The sequence below is a fragment of the Candidatus Enterococcus murrayae genome (assembly GCF_017315985.1).
Classification (GTDB): Bacteria; Bacillota; Bacilli; order Lactobacillales; family Enterococcaceae; genus Enterococcus_A; species Enterococcus_A murrayae.
In genome coordinates, this window is sequence record NZ_JAFLVR010000011.1 from 114,262 (window position 1) to 131,220 (window position 16,959).

Here is a 16,959-nt window from a genome sequence, read left to right on the forward strand (position 1 = left end):
AAGTTCGTATGGCTTTTTATGAAATTTTAGGAGGAGCATTTTGTATTTAAAAAGAATTGAAATCGCCGGCTTTAAATCTTTTGCCGATCGGACTAAAATTGAATTTGAACCAGGTGTGACAGCAGTCATTGGACCAAACGGCAGCGGCAAAAGCAACATCACTGAAGCAATTCGCTGGGTCTTGGGAGAACAGTCTGCGAAAAGTCTGCGTGGGGGGAAGATGCCGGATATTATTTTTGCTGGTTCGGAATCACGAAAACAGTTAAATATTTCGGAAGTAACGGTTGTATTAGACAACACGGATCATTATTTGCCATTGGCCTTTAGTGAAGTTAGTGTAACGAGACGTTATCGCCGAACAGGTGAGAGTGATTTTTTCATTAATAAGAAGGCCTGTCGTTTGAAAGATATCCAGGACTTGTTCATGGATTCTGGTTTAGGAAAAGAGTCTTTCTCAATTATTTCTCAAGGGAAAGTCGAAGCAATTTTTGCCAGCAAACCTGAAGATCGTCGTGGTATTTTTGAAGAGGCTGCCGGTGTTCTGAAATATAAGCAACGAAAACGCAAAGCAGAGCAAAAGCTTTTTGAGACAGAGGATAATCTTAGTCGGGTTCAGGACATTATTTATGAATTAGAAGATCAGCTGACTCCTTTAGCTGCTCAAAGTGAAGCAGCTAAGGAGTTTTTGGCGCTTAAAAAAGAGTTAACAGCAACTGATGTCAGCTTAACGGTGGCTAAAATCAAGCAGACTCGCGACTCATGGCAATCGGCTAAGGCTGATTTTGAAGAGCTATCCAAAACAGTTGAAGAAAAAAGCTGTTTTATTCAACAGACGGAAATGCAGTTAGGAATATTGCGAGAAAAACGCGGCTCATTGGATGAACAGTTAGAAACAGGTCAGCAGCAGTTATTGCATTTATCGGAAGCATTAAAACAGGCTGAAGGACAGAAAGAACTGCTAAGCGAACGCTCCAAAAATACCCAAAAGACCAGCACAGAATATCAAGCTGCATTAACCGAACAACGCAAGAAAAAAACAGAGACACAGTTAAATTTGCAGGGAATTCAAACGCAGCAAGCTGAGAAACAAGCGGAAAAACTCGCACTGGAAGAAAAAATTCAGCAATTGATGGTAGAAGCAGAAAAATATAAAAAATCTCCAAAAGAATTATTGGAAGATCTGCGTGGTACATATGTTGAATTAATGCAGGAGTCTGCGAATGTCAGCAATGAGTTGAAGTATTTAGAGCGTCAGTATACCCAAGAAACGGCTAAAAACCAACAGAGTATGACACGCTTTGAAGCTTTACGGGAACAGCTGAAAGAGTTGACGACACAACAAGAAGCTGCTGAGGCTAAGAGTCAGTCCTTAGAGAAGTGGTTGGCAAAAGAGCAAGAAAATTATCTTCGCTTAGCAGAAGAAAAGGATAGTGCACAGCAGCAATTGCAAAAAGAACAGCAGCTGATGTACGATTTGATGAGTCAGGTTCAGCAGGCGCGAGCACGACAAAAAAGTCTTCAGGAAATCCAAGAGAACTATAGCGGTTTTTATCAAGGAGTCCGCAGTGTCCTGCAGCACAAAGATCAATTGAACGGAATTGTTGGTGCAGTGGCGGAGCTGATTCAAGTACCGCAAGAATACACGTTGGCAATCGAGACTGCTTTAGGGGCGTCAGCTCAGCACATCATCGTAGAAAATGAAAAAGATGCGCGGCAAGGGATTACCTTCTTGAAAAAGCAGCGCAGTGGTCGAGGGACATTTCTTCCATTAACGACAATCAAACCGCGCAGTTTAGGAGTCCAGCAGTATCAAGCGCTTAAAGAAGAGGTTGGTTTTTTAGGAGTTGCCAGTGAGCTTGTGTCATTTTCAGAAAAGGTTGCTCCTGTCATGCAGAATCTATTAGGAGCAATCGTAATCGCCAAAGATCTAGATAGTGCGAATCGGCTTGCTCGTCAGTTGCGCTATCAAGTTCGGGTAGTCTCTTTAGATGGTGATGTGATGAACGCTGGAGGATCAATGACCGGCGGAGCCACCAAGCAAGGCAATCGAGGGAATTTGTTCAATCAAGGCCATGAATTAGCCGAATGGACAAAACGCTACGAAGAAATCAATCAAGCATTACAAACAAAGGAAAACTTCGTTCGTGAGCTGCAAACCAAAGTGGCTGAACAAACGGAGACCTTAGATAATTTACGTACGCAAGGTGAACAAACGCGTTTTGCATATCAAGAAGCACAAAGTAATGAAGAACGTGTCAGCGCTGAACTGGTCCGCTTGCAAAAAGAGCAGACGCTATTTTCTTATGAGGCGAAGGAACTGGAAAGCTTCTTAACAGATTATCAGTCGCAAAAAGAAGTATTGGAAGTTCAACAAGTTGAATTAAAGACACAGCAAGAAAAAATCAATCAAGAAATTCAACAGATGAATGAAGAAAGCGATCAGCTAGAAGAAAAACGAGCTAACATCAATGCTGAACTTAGCCGATTACAAGCTGATTATGCAGTATTAGATGAACGTTTGCTCTACTTAGAACGACAAGCATTAAGTTTTGAGGAGCAAATCAATGAGCTGATTAGTCAGATAACGAAGCTAGAGAACCAAATACTAGCACTTTCTAGTGACTCATCGGATCATGAGGAATCTGAGGAAAGTCTAAATCAACGATTGACAGAACTGGCTGTTGCTCGCGAACACTTGCAAGAGCAATTGAACTTATGGAAAGAAACACGTCAGAACTTGCAACGTCAAGTTGATCAGGCAGATAATGCATTGACTGAAGCCAATCGTGAGCAAAAACATTTATTGGCGCGGCAATCGCAGGCGGATGTTCAAAAAAATCGTTATGAGCTGAAATTAGACAACGCTTTAGCTTATCTGCAGGAAGAATACAGCCTAACCTTTGAAGGTGCTGAAGCTCAAGCAAATCCTGAAATTGATCAGCTGGCTGCCCAAAATGAAGTTAGTCGATTGAAACAGGCAATCGAAAAACTAGGGCCAGTGAATCTAAATGCGATTGAGCAATATCAACAAGTCGAAGAACGCTATGACTTTCTTACCACACAACGTGACGATCTATTATCAGCTAAAGAGCAGTTGTTTGAGACAATGGATGAGATGGACGATGAAGTTAAAACTCGTTTCTACACGACATTCCAAGCAATTCGCGAGAAATTTAATCTGGTATTTCCCAACATGTTTGGCGGAGGTAGAGCAGAGCTGGTGTTAACAGATCCAGATGATTTATTAAACACAGGAATTGAAATCGAGGCACAACCGCCAGGGAAAAAATTGCAAAGTTTATCGCTTCTTTCTGGTGGAGAACGCGCATTAACGGCTATCGCATTATTGTTCTCAATCATTCAGGTTCGTCCAGTACCATTTTGTGTTTTAGATGAAGTTGAAGCTGCTTTAGATGAAGCGAATGTCGCTCGTTTTGGTCGTTATTTGAGTGCTTTCCAAAACGATACGCAGTTCATTGTAGTTACACACAGAAAAGGGACGATGGAAGCTGCAGACGTACTCTATGGTGTTACGATGCAAGAATCCGGTGTTTCAAAAATTATTTCAGTGCGACTTGAGGAAGTAAAAGATGACGGGAAATTTCAAGTGAAGGAAGGGGAATCTCTGGAATGATAAAATTAGTGGCGATTGATTTAGATGGTACATTATTAACTGACGCAAAGACGATCTCCGATGCAAATAAAAAAATACTAGCAGAAGCAAAAGCTAGAGGGGTTAAAATTGTAATCTGCACAGGTCGTCCATTGATTGCGATTAAAGATTATCTATCTGAGTTGAACCTGCTTGATGCAGATGATTACTCGATCACGTTCAATGGTGGATTGATTCAAACGAATACAGGAGAAATTTTAGGTAAGACAGCAATGAAATTGTCAGAGGTGAAGCATATCTATCAATTATTGAAGAAACTTGACTTGCCAATGGATGTGTTGTCAGATGCCTTATGTTTCCAATTTGAAACTTCGGAGAATCATCCTTCAATTTATCCGACTTTGAACAAAGCACTGACCTATGTGCCTAAGACCGTAGAGACATTAAAGGAGGATACGTTATATAACAAGGTTGTTTCAGCTGTTGACGCGGAATATTTAGATCAGCAGATTGCCTTGATTTCTCCGGAAGAATACGAACACTTTGAAATTTTTAAAACTAGACCAAATTTATTAGAATTTATGCCTCGAGGTGTGACAAAAGCATTTGGTCTTTCAGTGCTAGGAGAGCACCTTGGAATTGAAGCACATGAAATGATGGCTTTAGGTGATGAAGCAAATGATTTATCAATGATCACTTACGCAGGTATGGGGGTAGCGATGGAAAATGCTACTGAGTGTGTTAAATCTGCCGCTAATTTTGTGACTAGAACCAATCAAGCTGACGGCGTTGCCCATGCTATCCAAAAATTCGTGTTTGATGAATTGAACTAAATAAGGGGGGATTTTAAATGGGATTATTTGACCGCATAAAAAAGGCCTTTACCGGTGAACAAAACGAAGAAACTGAAAAACAAGAAGAGGTCGTTGAAGATAAAGTAGCTTCTGATGCCGGAGACGAGACGGAAACGAAAGAATTAGTCGAAACGCCCGTTGAGGATGAGGCTGCTGAAGACGAAGAGGTGGTTGAAGAATCACAGGAGCGAGCAACGGAGGAGCTGGATAGTCAGTCACAGGAGCTATCTGCGGATGAAGCGGATAACACAGAGAATGTCGAACAAGCGGATGATTTGTTAACGACCAGCGAAGAACTATCAGATGAGCAGACGGAAGACAGCAAAGAAGCAACCGAAGACGAAGCTGATTCGACTGTAGTTGAACCAGAAGTCAGTATTCCAGCAGAATCTGCACAAACGGAAGAGACGGTTCAAGAAAAGTATGACAAAGGTTTAGAAAAGACACGCAAGTCTTTTGGAGAACGGATGAATGAATTATTTGCTCGTTTCCGTCGAGTAGATGAAGAGTTCTTCGAGGAACTGGAAGAAACGTTGATAGGAGCTGATGTCGGCTTTGATACCGCTATTAAACTGACGGATTCTCTACGACAAGAGGTCAAATTAAAAAATGCTAAGAAGCCTGCCCAAGTCCAAAATGTTATCATTGAAAAACTGGTAGAAATCTATGAGGCAGAAGGTATTAATGAAAATAATAAAATCAACCTGCAAACTGATGGTTTAAGTGTAATTCTATTTGTTGGTGTTAACGGTACTGGAAAAACGACCAGTATCGGAAAGTTGGCAAATCAGTATAAAAACGAAGGAAAGAAAGTTTTATTAGCAGCAGCTGATACGTTCCGCGCGGGAGCAATTGACCAATTAGTCGTTTGGGGACAACGCTCTGGTGTAGAGGTTGTTCGCGGCAATGCTGGCGGGGATCCGGCGGCTGTGGTTTTCGATGCAGTAGATAAAGCCAAAAAAGAAAACTATGACATTTTACTGATCGATACAGCAGGACGCTTGCAAAATAAAGTGAATTTGATGAATGAGTTGGAAAAAATCAAACGAGTAATTAAGCGCGAGTTTCCAACGGCACCACATGAGGTATTATTAGTTGTTGATGCGACAACAGGGCAAAATGCATTAGTACAAGCGCGTCAATTTAAAGAGACAACGGACGTCACAGGGTTAGTCCTAACGAAACTAGATGGAACTGCAAAAGGTGGAATTGTTCTGGCGATCAGAAACGAGCTGCATCTGCCAGTAAAACTTGTTGGTTTGGGTGAAGGGCTTAATGACCTTGAGGCATTCGATCCAAATGATTTTGCTGTGGGATTATTTAAAGGATTGCTGAAAGAAGAGTAAAAAAAGAACTGTTGAGTTTTTTTCTCAACAGTTCTTTTGCTTATTTTGAAAATAAGGTGGGACATGCAGGCTGACATTGTTTTGTCGAGCATTAGCATCCATTATTCGGTGAACCTCGTCGCAATGAAACTGGTGCTGGTGATGAGGACGTAATACAACGAATTCTTCTAACTCTGTTTCTTGAAGCAAATGAGACGTATTGCTTATCAATTGATGATCGTTTTTCACCATAGGCGAGGCCTCCATTCTCTTAATAGACTAGCAATTTAAAGCTATATTTAAATTAAAAATGTTATTACCATTATTTAATCATAATGCCATTAAAAACGCTATCCCTTTTTCAAGCATTTCCGTTCTGTTTCTGGATATTCTTCTATATAATGTAGCTGGGAGGACTATGGACAAATGAATACAAAAAAAATGATGGCACAAGAAAAGGTTAAACCTTTTTTGCTGCAAGCACGCTATGGGATCGAAAAAGAAAGTCAACGGGTTACCCTCAATGGGGATCTTGTACAGACGGATCATCCAACCCTTGTGGGAAATCGGAATTTTCATCCTTATATTCAAACAGATTTTTCTGAAACACAATTAGAATTGATTACCCCAGTCGCTGAATCAGTCAATGAAGTGTTGGCTTATTTAGAGGCGATTCATGATGTTGCACAACGAAGTATGCCGAAGGATGAAATGATGTGGCCTTTATCCATGCCGCCAATACTTCCTGAAAAAGAAGAAGCTATTCAGATCGCGAAGTTAGAACGACATGCAGATGTCTTATATCGGCGTTACTTAGCACGTGAGTACGGGAAGCGGAAACAAATGGTGAGCGGGATTCATTTCAATTTTGAATATGGATTAGACTTAGTAAGGCAGCTGTTTTTAACACAAACAGAAGAAGCATCTATGGAGGATTTCAAGACCCGTTTATACATGAAGATCGCGCGTAATTTTTTACGCTATCGTTGGCTGTTAACATACTTGTTTGGAGCTAGCCCGCTAAGTGAGGACCGCTACTTTGATAGCGAGGATCGTCCCAAGGAACCTGTACGGAGCATTCGTACTAGTCATTATGGGTATGTTAATAAACCGGATGTACAAGTGTCTTATGAAACACTGACCCGCTACAGCGAGGATTTAGCAGAAAATGTTGCACAGGGGCGATTATCGGAAGAAAAAGAATTTTACGCACCGATTCGTATGCGCGGTGGAAAAAAGGTTGCGGATCTTTTTCATACGGGCATCCGTTATGTGGAGTTGCGAAATATTGATTTGAATCCCTTTGACCGTGTCGGAATTGATGCTGATGAGATCGAGTTTATTCATTTGTTTATGCTTTATTTGCTATGGACTGATGAGAAATTACCGGCTGATGAGTGGGTAGCGGAAGGCAATCGCATTAGTGATGAGGTTTCATTAGAACATCCAGCAAAACCGACCGCTCATTTAGCAGAAGGACAAAGGATTTTTACTGAAATGCAGCTAATGGCTGATGAACTAGAATTAGACGGTGCAGATTTACTTAAGAAATATCAAGTTTGGCTAGATCGACCAGAAGAAACTTTAGCGGCGAGAGTACTCGCTTTAGATGAAGCCGAAGGACAAGACGTAGCAGCAACGAAATTAGGACGCAAGTTTTATGACCAAGCTTGGGCCCGTCCTTATCAATTGGCTGGTTTTCAGGAAATGGAGTTATCGACGCAAAACTTATTGTTTGACGCCATTCAGAAGGGAATTGAGGCCGAGGTCTTGGATCGACAGGATCAGTTTGTAAAGCTGCAGCATGGCGATCATCAAGAATTAGTAAAGAATGGAAATATGACTAGCAAAGATACTTATATAGCACCTTTGCTGATGGCGAATAAAACAGTCACTAAACTCGTTTTAGCGCGGGCTGGTTTTCGTGTGCCGGATGGCGAAACATTTAGCTCGATTGAAGCAGCGAAAAAAGCCTATCCACGTTTTGCTCAAAAAGCTTTCGTAATTAAGCCCAAATCAACGAATTACGGCTTGGGCATCACTATCTTCAAAGGTGAAACATCAATGACTGATTTCAACGCTGGACTGGCGATTGCTTTTGCGGAGGATGATGAGGTTATCATTGAAGAGTTTTTGCCGGGAACTGAATACCGCTTCTTCGTAATCGATCACCAAGTCAAGGCGGTCTTGCTGCGAACCCCTGCTAATGTTATAGGGGACGGCGAACGAACGATTGAGGAGCTAGTAGCTGAAAAGAATGCGGACCCTCTGCGTGGACTGAATCATCGATCACCATTGGAAAAAATCCAGTTGGGTGATTTAGAACAATTGATGCTGAAGGAGCAAGGGCTGCGCATTGACAGTGTTCCTGAAAAGGATCAGCAAGTCTTCTTGCGAGAAAATTCAAATGTATCTACTGGCGGTGATTCCATTGACGTTACAGATGACATTCATGAAAGCTATAAACAATTAGCGATCGATGCAGTTGAAGTTTTAGGAGCCAGCATCAGCGGTATTGATTTAATTATTCCGGATAAAGACAAACCCTATGAAGTACATGAGGACTATGGGATTATCGAGGCCAACTTTAATCCAATGATGCACATGCATATTTATCCTTATATTGGAAAAAGCCGTCGTTTAACATTGGACGTTCTGCGCTTCTTGTATCCTGAAATGAATATCTAAAAAAAATGACCTGCGCTGCTATCGCGTAGGTCATTTTTTATGGTGATTTTTTATAAATGTATCCATTTCAGCTAGTGATTCGGTAAATAGAACCAATTGACGATCCTCATAGGATAAAAATTTTTGCTCTACCATCTGATCAAAGAATTTTTGTAACGGAGAATAATAGCTTTTGACATCAAAGAAGATGCAAGGGCTATTGTTTTGGCCAACACGTGCCCAAGAGTAAGCTTCAGCAATTTCTTCTAATGTTCCAATACCGCCTGGTAATGCTATACAAACATCCGCCTGCTGCATCATGGCCTTTTTTCGTTCGTCCAAGTCACTCACAGTGATCATATGGGTCAAACCAGTGTGGAGGCGTTCACGATCTTGCAAAAATTTAGGCATGATACCAATAACTACACCGCCATTTTCCAGAACACTGTCAGCTATAACACCCATCAAGCCAAGTTTACTTCCGCCATAAATAAGTTCGTGATTTTTTTCTACAATCCAATGGCCTAATTTTTTTGCGGTCTCCTGGTAGAGTGGATCAGCTCCAAGGTGTGCTCCGCAATATACAGCGATTCGCATCAGATTTCTTCCAAGTCGAGCGTCTGTTTCGTTGATTCAACGGTCAAACCGGTTTTTTCTTCCCACCAAATCTTCATTTCTTTTTCGTAGGTGTCGGGGAAATTGTTTACAGTCTCGATTAGGGGCTCTTCTTGAAGTTTGGCATAAGGATGGTTCATGGCCAAATTTAATTTTAATTCCTTCAATAGACTATAGTATTGGAACATCATATAGTACATCTCTTCGTCATCAGCGCTAGCTAAAACTAAGGCAGCGCGGTCCAACATGAAGCCAAGGCTGCGCATCATAAATAAAAACGCAGGGATCTCTTCTGTTTTGATATCATCGACTTCTTTTAAGATATCAATATGCAAATCAAGCGCTTGCAATAAATCGGTTTGGAGATTTTGATAGGTGACCATTATAAACTCCTCCTTAAAATTCCTTCTTTTAAAATAAGTATAGCACAGACGTAAAAAATCCTACGAATGGATTCAGCATTTGACTCGCATTATTGTGATGATTTGTGTAAAGTAGACGGGAAGGAGGCGGTGAGATGGGAAAATTAGCTGTGATTACAGATCTGCATGCAGATATCAATCACTTCGGCGAAAAAGAATTAACTAAACTTTTATCTTTGCTGCGTGAACAAGAGGTGACACGACTGCATTTTGCTGGTGATACGGCTAATAAGATCGACCAAGCGTTGACAGTCAATCGTTTCTTTCGTCAGCGCGGGGTGCCGACGACATTCAATCTTGGAAACCATGAGATGGGTAATGTTAAAGGAGAGCAGATGATTGAACACTATCCTGACAGCCATTTTTTGAATCTTCGCTATTTGCCACTTAATCAAGAAACTGTGTTATTGGGCTTTAATGGATGGTATGATTATGGGTTTTCTGAATTAAAAGACCCGCAGCAAATTCGCTCGATTAAAAATATATATTGGTTTGACCGGATCATCGAACGTTTTTCGGATGATCAAACGGTTGATCAAGAAATTTTACGACAATTACGCAATATATTGGATGATTTGGCGCGCAAAAATTATCAAGTCATTTTAGTGACACACTTTGTGCCAAAAGAAGAATTTATCGTTCATTTAAGTGGTAAATATCAAATCTGGAATAAGCTGAATGCCTTTTTAGGGTCGAGAGCATTTGGTGAATTATTGGATCAATATCCTAACGTTAAGCATGTGGTGTTTGGTCACACTCATCGACGATTTGAAGATCAAATAATCGGTGATACGATTTATAGCTGCCGTCCTTTAGGATATTATTATGAATGGGGCATCACTCGGAAGTTTGTTTTAGATAATCAATTAGCCGAAGTTTTTATTCCAATGAAAATGCGTAGTTTATTGAGTAAGCATCAAGCAGAATTTGCCGCTTATAAAGAGGAACATTTGCTTGAAGAATTTCGACAAGCAATGACTTTGATTTCTTATTAGTGGAGGAGACCATTTTGATTGAAGCGATAAAAAAATTTTTACGACAGTTTACTCAGACAACACCGTTTGTTTTAGCGAATACGATGATTGTCATTCCTTATTTATTATTTATGCATTTGATAGATCCGCGACAGTCTGTCACAGTGTTGCCTTTTGTTTTATTTTATACGTTTCGGGTGACTGGGATTTTTTTGATTCGTGGATTGTATCGCTCCATCGATCAATATACGTTGTTGATGGTTTCATTATTAGTTGGTGGCATCGGTTCATTTCTGACCTTGATCGGAGCTTTACATTTTACATTTTATTTATTCGGCAGTATCTTTTTAGGACTAAGTGCTGCTTGGCTGCCTCCAGCAAATACGAGCGTGAACTTTTTTGAAAAGTCTAAAGGCTTTCAAACGATGAGCAGTCGGCAATATTTAGTGGCCTTACTCGTTTTATTTCCACTATTTTTTGGAACGACACTGACTTTTCCAGTTCAAGTCGTGATTGTGCCAAGCATCATCACACTTTATTTTGTTTGTGGGTATCATACCGTCAAGCATTATCCGCATTACGAAATGGACTTCAAGGAGTTAACGAAGCATGTTTTTTCTATCTCGGAATTGGTTTGGTTTATTTTGTTTTTTATCGCACTCTTTTTATTGCGAAGCGGGCGACTACTGTTCAGTGAATCTTTGCTGAATAACGCGATTCTCTTATTCACAGGTATTTTCATGGCGGCTATCGTTGTGGTTAACCAAGTAAAAAATCATTGGAAGCTGCCTGCTTGGCAAAATGCTTTGACCTTCCTTAATGGAATGCTGGGAAATTTTATTTTCCTTTTTGGTGCTTTTTATGTTGCAGTCTATAAAGGTGCTGCTTCTCAAGGAATGTATTTATTTTTGCCTTACCTATTGGGAGTAATTAGTTCGTTAGTTTTAGCGGGCAAGCTTCGTCAATCCTTTAAGAATGATTTGATTGTTCAACTTGTTGGATTAGCTGTCGGGTTATTATTGTTAAGTATCCGACCACTGTTCCCATTTGCGATTTTTGTTTTGACTTTCTTCCAAAAAGGAACCAGTGCATGGCTGAACCGTTTGTATTATCAAACAGAGAGCATCGAAGCGCAGCAGCGTCTCACTGCAAAGTATTCGACATCCAATAAGGGAAGTATCACGCATCAATTTATTTTGATGTTTTTGCTGCTCGTCACATTACAGTTAAAAAATTTACCAGTCAAAGATATTTTTTTATTGCGCAGCTTGCACACAGCAGAAATCCTTGCAACAATGGACATAGTTAAATTTATCTCAATCATTATTCTATTAATTGGGCTTTGGTTGATTGGAAGGATAGGAAAACATGCGTTTAATCATTGATGGCGATGGCTCGCCGGTAAAGGACACAGCGATTGCAGTCGCAGAAGAACATGGGATACCAGTGGTAATCGTAACGAGTATCGATCATTATTCAAAAAAGGAGTACCCGGATTTTGTGGAATTTATCTATGTTGATCGTGGTGCAGATTCAGCTGATTTTAAAATTGTTTCAGTCATTCAATCAGAGGATATTTTGATCACACAGGATTATGGTTTGGCTTCTTTGACATTAGCCAAAGCGGCACATGTTTTACATCAAACGGGTATGGAATATACACAGATGAATATTGACGCGTTGTTGACTCAACGTTTTATCGGTAGTAAGATGCGTCAGGCAAAACAGCGTACGAAAGGCCCGAAGCCTTTTACGAATGAAGATCGTGCACATTTTAAGGACGTGTTGGAAAGCCTGATTCCATAGTCTTTGATGTAATCTGAAACAACATGCATTGTAATAATTGTAAAATTTCTTTTTGGGGATTTTGATTTTTGTGCTAAAATGTTAGGGATCAGAAAGTAATGGAGGATACTCAGTTGAAAATTATTTTACTTTATGGTGGGAAAAGTCCAGAACACGATGTAGCAATTTTATCGGCTTTTTCAGTTATTTCTGCGGTATATTTTGACTATTATCAAGTACAACTTATTTACATTGATAAAACCGGTCAATGGGTAAAAGGTCCATTGTTAACGGAAGCACCAGAAACAGATGAAACGTTGCGTCTAACTTGGGATACGGCTGGACATGAAGTTGAAGGGTTCAGCGGAAAAGTGATTGCTCCTGGCGATATCAAAGAAGACAATGCGATTGTATTTCCAGTCCTGCACGGACCAAATGGAGAAGACGGAACGATCCAAGGCTTTTTAGAAACATTGGATATGCCATATGTGGGTGCAGGCGTAATGACAAGTGCATGCGCGATGGACAAAATTATGACTAAATACATCCTGCAGGCAGCCGGAATTCCGCAAGTTCCATATGTTCCAGTTTTAAAGAACCAATGGAAAGAAAATCCAAAGCAAATCTTTGATAAATGCGAAGGTACATTATTGTATCCGATGTTTATCAAGCCAGCTAATATGGGCTCAAGTGTCGGAATCACACGAGCAGAAAATCGGGAAGAATTACAAAATGCCCTTCAAGAAGCGTATCGTTATGATTCACGCGCTTTGGTTGAACAAGGAATCGATGCTCGTGAAATTGAAGTTGCTGTTTTAGGTAACGATGATGTGCGGACAACTCTGCCTGGTGAAATCGTAAAAGAAGAGGCTTTCTATGATTACAATGCTAAGTATATCGACAATACGATTCAGATGGCGATCCCAGCAGACATTCCTGAAGAAGTGATGCAAAAAGCTCGAGACTACGCTAAGTCTGCATATACGATGTTGGGCGGTTCAGGACTTAGTCGAATCGACTTTTTCTTGACGAATAAAAATGAATTGTTCTTGAATGAATTGAATACGATGCCTGGCTTCACTGAGTTTAGTATGTATCCTTTATTATGGGAAAATATGGGCTTGAAGTATGGTGATTTAATTGAAGAATTGATTCAATTAGGTACGAAGCGTTACGAACAGCAAGCGGCTTTTAAATAGAGGGCCTCTGTTTAGCAAACGAGCAGCAGGGCTTGAGACATGATTCTCTACGGAGGATGTCTCAAGTTCCTTTTAACGTCCGGCATATCAAATGATCATCAATCAGACGATGGATGAGTGTATTTTACTGTAGTCAGAAACAAAAATTTGGGAGGAACACCATGAATTTTACAACGACAATCATCAGCAAGGCCGTTCAAGGTGAAGTATTGGCGGAAAATGAGGTGACCGTTACTGGTGTCGAATTCGATTCACGAAAAATTGAAGCCGGCGATTTGTTTGTCCCATTACAAGGAACAAATGATGGCCATGAGTTTGTAGCGAAAGCAATCGAAAATGGAGCAACTGCAACGCTTTGGAGTAATGATCCAGCGACTGCGCCAGAAGGTATTGCAGTGATTTTAGTTAAAAACACATTGTTAGCTTTTCAAGCGCTAGCAAGCTACTACCTATTAGAGGAAAATCCAGATGTGATAGCTATTACAGGCTCGAATGGGAAAACCACGACAAAGGATATGACTGAATCGGTCCTTAGCCAAAAGTTTCGGACGTATAAAACACAAGGCAACTATAATAATGATATTGGTTTGCCTTATACAATTTTACACATGCCAGAAGGAACGGAAAAATTGATTCTGGAAATGGGGATGGACCATGCAGGAGAAATCAGTATTTTATCAGAGCTGGCCGAACCTGACGTCGCAGCGATCACGATCATCGGAGAAGCGCACATTGAAAACTTAGGTTCACGAGAAAAAATCGCGGACGCTAAGATGGAAATTACGACTGGTTTAGCGTCGGATGGCTTGCTGATTATCCCTGCGGATGAACCTCTACTAGAAGAACGTACAAACTCATTATCACAAACTGTGGAAACATTTGGCATTAAACAAGGTGATCTGTCTGCTACCATTTTAAACGAGAATAAAGGGGCGACAGTTTTCTCTGTTGATGATAATGGCTACCAAATCCCTCTGCCTGGCAGCTACAATGTGCAAAACGCACTGATTGCGATGGCAATCGGTCGGTGGTTCGATGTAAGTATTGATGAAATTTTTCAAGGTTTGGCTTATGTCCAGGTCACACAAAATCGGACACAATGGTTGAAGGCTGGAAATGGTGCGGATATTTTGAGTGATGTCTACAATGCTAATCCCACGGCGATGGGTTTGGTATTAGATACTTTTGCAAAATTACCGACAGAAGGACGTCGTGTGGCAGTTTTGGCAGATATGCTGGAATTGGGGGCGGAGTCATACGCTCTTCATGCGAATATGGTAGAACATATTAATGATCATGACTTTCAAGAAATTTATTTATATGGCGATGAAATAAAAGGTCTGAAGGTTGCTTTAGCCGATCGTTACCCGTCATTGGCGGTTCATTATTTTAGTAAAAATGATAAGCAGCAAATGATAGAGGCAGTCAAGAATAGTTTGCAAGCAAATGACAGCATTGTTTTGAAAGGCAGCAACGGTATGGGGTTGATTGATGTCGTTGAAGGATTGCAGAAATAGTGAAAACTTGCAGAAAATGAAATGATGTGCTAAAATGAGCCATTGCCGAGAAATGAAGTAATGATTGAATGAGTCATCCAATAAATTAAAGATTCGCTAGTGAATACTCGCTGGCTTACCAATTATTTTTGAGAAGCGGTTGGGGCATTTTTCAGTTGAACAATGTCTCAACCACTCTTTGTGAGAGATGATCCTTCCGCCTGACTTCGCGGAGCGGTTTTTCGGTAGTATCGCCAAGGATGGCAACTAGAGGGACAGTTGCAGTCCGAACGCCGATACCAAACCATACGCTCTAAATGATAAGGTCAACAGACATTAGGAGGATATCATTTGAAATTCAAAGAGTTAAAATTATCACCAGAACTATTAGTAGCGATCGAACGCTCAGGTTTTGAAGAAGCAACACCGATCCAAGAACAAACTATTCCTTTGGCATTAGCCGGAAAAGACGTAATTGGACAAGCACAAACGGGTACTGGTAAAACTGCCGCATTCGGCTTACCGATGCTAAATAAGATCGATACAACGAAAAATGTTTTACAAGGACTAGTCATTGCGCCAACACGTGAACTGGCGATCCAAACGCAGGAAGAATTATACCGCTTAGGCCGCGACAAGAAAATTCGTGTGCAGGCCGTATATGGGGGCGCAGATATTGGCCGTCAAATTCGTGGTTTGAAAGATCGTCCGCATATCGTCGTAGGAACACCAGGACGGATGCTGGATCATATCAACCGCCACACATTGAAATTAGAAACTGTGGAGACACTTGTCTTAGATGAAGCAGACGAAATGTTGAACATGGGATTCTTGGAAGATATCGAAAAAATCATCAGTAAAGTCCCTGCAGAACGCCAGACATTGTTGTTCTCAGCAACGATGCCCGATGCAATCAAAAAAATCGGCGTGAAATTTATGAAAGAACCTGAACATGTGAAGATCAAAGCCAAAGAAATGACGGCTGATTTGATTGATCAATACTATGTACGGGCAAAAGATTACGAAAAATTTGATGTGATGACACGTCTATTCGATGTACAAACACCAGATTTGGCGATTGTCTTTGGACGTACAAAACGTCGTGTTGATGAATTAGCGCGTGGATTAGAAGCTCGCGGCTACAAAGCTGAAGGCATCCATGGCGATCTCTCACAACAAAAACGGATGAGCGTATTACGTTCATTCAAAAAAGGTGATCTTGACATCTTGGTAGCGACAGACGTTGCTGCTCGTGGATTAGATATTTCAGGTGTTACGCACGTTTACAACTACGATATTCCGCAAGATCCAGAAAGCTATGTTCACCGTATCGGTCGTACTGGCCGTGCTGGTAAAGGTGGTATGTCAGTGACCTTCGTTACTCCAAACGAAATGGGCTATTTACATGTCATCGAAAACTTGACGAAAAAACGTATGAATCCAATGCGTCCGCCAACCGAAAAGGAAGCTTTCAAAGGTCAATTAGGTGCGGCGATGGAACAAATCCAAAGCGAAATGGAAGAGAATTCTGATAGCTTGGAAAAATACAAGGAAGCAGCTCAAGAATTATTAGCTGCCTATTCACCAGAGGAGCTTGCGGCGTTGTTGTTGAAGACAACAGCTAAAGACCCTTCAGATGCTGTTCCTGTGAAAATCACACCAGAACGTCCATTGCCTTCAAATAAAAAAGGCGGCTTCAATCGTGGCGGCGGTAAACGCGGCGGTGGAAACAACCGTGGCGGCGGTCGTGGTAAAGATAACTACCGTAAAGATCGTGATCGCAACAATAATAAAAACAAAAATTACGGCGGCAACAAACAACGCAGTAACAACAAAAATACCAATCGGAATAACGACAAAAAACGCGGATTTGTCATTCGCACAAATACAAACGACTAGTTCGCGCATAACTATCAAGGCCATTGATCTTTTTGATTGATGGCTTTTTTCTTGATATAAAGAAGTTTGCTTCGATTATTAAAAAAAAATCGTAGCATTTAAATAAGTCT

General features: G+C 40.8%; 13 protein-coding genes. 10 read left to right on the forward strand and 3 right to left on the reverse strand.

The window, feature by feature from the left end; translation table 11 throughout:
- Positions 1-40 precede the first annotated feature (40 nt).
- From smc to ftsY, 3 genes are read left to right on the forward strand one after another with little or no spacing between them, the layout of a single operon-like run.
- A complete protein-coding gene (smc, locus tag JZO85_RS05465) occupies positions 41-3,634 on the forward strand; it encodes a chromosome segregation protein SMC (RefSeq protein ID WP_207107487.1) in 3,594 nt (1,197 codons plus the stop codon).
- Positions 3,631-4,446 carry a Cof-type HAD-IIB family hydrolase gene (locus tag JZO85_RS05470; RefSeq protein ID WP_207107488.1) on the forward strand — a complete coding sequence of 272 codons (816 nt, stop codon included), beginning with the start codon at positions 3,631-3,633 and terminating at the stop codon, positions 4,444-4,446. The genes smc and JZO85_RS05470 overlap by 4 nt, the downstream gene beginning before the upstream one ends.
- A gap of 17 nt (positions 4,447-4,463) precedes the next feature.
- Positions 4,464-5,813 (forward strand): signal recognition particle-docking protein FtsY, encoded by a 1,350-nt coding sequence (gene ftsY, locus JZO85_RS05475; protein WP_207107489.1) that lies wholly within the window; start codon positions 4,464-4,466, stop codon positions 5,811-5,813.
- Positions 5,814-5,837: 24 nt separating this feature from the next.
- Here ftsY and JZO85_RS05480 read toward each other — a convergent pair whose 3' ends face one another.
- A complete protein-coding gene (locus JZO85_RS05480; RefSeq protein WP_207107490.1) occupies positions 5,838-6,044 on the reverse strand; it encodes a hypothetical protein in 207 nt (68 codons plus the stop codon).
- Positions 6,045-6,218: 174 nt separating this feature from the next.
- Here JZO85_RS05480 and gshAB point away from each other — a divergent pair, with 174 nt between their 5' ends.
- A complete protein-coding gene (gshAB, locus tag JZO85_RS05485; protein ID WP_207107491.1) occupies positions 6,219-8,480 on the forward strand; it encodes a bifunctional glutamate--cysteine ligase GshA/glutathione synthetase GshB in 2,262 nt (753 codons plus the stop codon).
- Between the two features lie 30 nt (positions 8,481-8,510).
- Here gshAB and JZO85_RS05490 read toward each other — a convergent pair whose 3' ends face one another.
- Both JZO85_RS05490 and JZO85_RS05495 read right to left on the reverse strand, forming a co-directional pair.
- Positions 8,511-9,056 (reverse strand): LOG family protein, encoded by a 546-nt coding sequence (locus JZO85_RS05490; protein WP_207107492.1) that lies wholly within the window; start codon positions 9,054-9,056, stop codon positions 8,511-8,513.
- Positions 9,056-9,457: a hypothetical protein gene (locus JZO85_RS05495; RefSeq protein WP_207107493.1), complete on the reverse strand. Its 402-nt coding sequence runs from the start codon at positions 9,455-9,457 to the stop codon at positions 9,056-9,058. The genes JZO85_RS05490 and JZO85_RS05495 overlap by 1 nt, the downstream gene beginning before the upstream one ends.
- Before the next feature lie 134 nt (positions 9,458-9,591).
- On the opposite strand from JZO85_RS05495, the gene JZO85_RS05500 reads away from it, so the two are divergent.
- The 6 genes from JZO85_RS05500 (at position 9,592) to cshA (ending at position 16,849) form a co-directional block, all read left to right on the forward strand.
- The gene (locus JZO85_RS05500) at positions 9,592-10,491 is read left to right on the forward strand and encodes a metallophosphoesterase (RefSeq protein ID WP_207107494.1); all 900 of its coding nucleotides are present in this window, start codon (positions 9,592-9,594) and stop codon (positions 10,489-10,491) included.
- A 14-nt stretch (positions 10,492-10,505) separates the two neighbouring features.
- Positions 10,506-11,855, forward strand: a complete 1,350-nt coding sequence (locus tag JZO85_RS05505) for a hypothetical protein (RefSeq protein ID WP_242550220.1) — start codon at positions 10,506-10,508, stop codon at positions 11,853-11,855.
- Positions 11,839-12,276 carry a YaiI/YqxD family protein gene (locus JZO85_RS05510; RefSeq protein WP_207107495.1) on the forward strand — a complete coding sequence of 146 codons (438 nt, stop codon included), beginning with the start codon at positions 11,839-11,841 and terminating at the stop codon, positions 12,274-12,276. Before JZO85_RS05505 ends, JZO85_RS05510 begins: the two co-directional genes overlap by 17 nt.
- Before the next feature lie 113 nt (positions 12,277-12,389).
- The gene (locus tag JZO85_RS05515; protein WP_207107496.1) at positions 12,390-13,454 is read left to right on the forward strand and encodes a D-alanine--D-alanine ligase; all 1,065 of its coding nucleotides are present in this window, start codon (positions 12,390-12,392) and stop codon (positions 13,452-13,454) included.
- 161 nt (positions 13,455-13,615) lie between these two features.
- The gene (locus JZO85_RS05520; RefSeq protein ID WP_207107497.1) at positions 13,616-14,971 is read left to right on the forward strand and encodes a UDP-N-acetylmuramoyl-tripeptide--D-alanyl-D-alanine ligase; all 1,356 of its coding nucleotides are present in this window, start codon (positions 13,616-13,618) and stop codon (positions 14,969-14,971) included.
- A gap of 330 nt (positions 14,972-15,301) precedes the next feature.
- Positions 15,302-16,849 (forward strand): degradosome RNA helicase CshA, encoded by a 1,548-nt coding sequence (gene cshA / locus JZO85_RS05525; RefSeq protein ID WP_207107498.1) that lies wholly within the window; start codon positions 15,302-15,304, stop codon positions 16,847-16,849.
- Positions 16,850-16,959 lie beyond the last annotated feature (110 nt).

What these genes read in the sequence shown, in the direction of transcription:
- JZO85_RS05470 (WP_207107488.1), top strand. Translation starts at nt 3,631, where the DNA reads ATGATAAAATTAGTGGCGATTGATTTAGATGGTACATTATTAACTGAC.
- ftsY (WP_207107489.1), top strand. Translation starts at nt 4,464, where the DNA reads ATGGGATTATTTGACCGCATAAAAAAGGCCTTTACCGGTGAACAAAAC.
- JZO85_RS05480 (WP_207107490.1), bottom strand. Translation starts at nt 6,044, where the DNA reads ATGGTGAAAAACGATCATCAATTGATAAGCAATACGTCTCATTTGCTT.
- gshAB (WP_207107491.1), top strand. Translation starts at nt 6,219, where the DNA reads ATGAATACAAAAAAAATGATGGCACAAGAAAAGGTTAAACCTTTTTTG.
- JZO85_RS05490 (WP_207107492.1), bottom strand. Translation starts at nt 9,056, where the DNA reads ATGCGAATCGCTGTATATTGCGGAGCACACCTTGGAGCTGATCCACTC.
- JZO85_RS05495 (WP_207107493.1), bottom strand. Translation starts at nt 9,457, where the DNA reads ATGGTCACCTATCAAAATCTCCAAACCGATTTATTGCAAGCGCTTGAT.
- JZO85_RS05500 (WP_207107494.1), top strand. Translation starts at nt 9,592, where the DNA reads ATGGGAAAATTAGCTGTGATTACAGATCTGCATGCAGATATCAATCAC.
- JZO85_RS05510 (WP_207107495.1), top strand. Translation starts at nt 11,839, where the DNA reads ATGCGTTTAATCATTGATGGCGATGGCTCGCCGGTAAAGGACACAGCG.
- JZO85_RS05520 (WP_207107497.1), top strand. Translation starts at nt 13,616, where the DNA reads ATGAATTTTACAACGACAATCATCAGCAAGGCCGTTCAAGGTGAAGTA.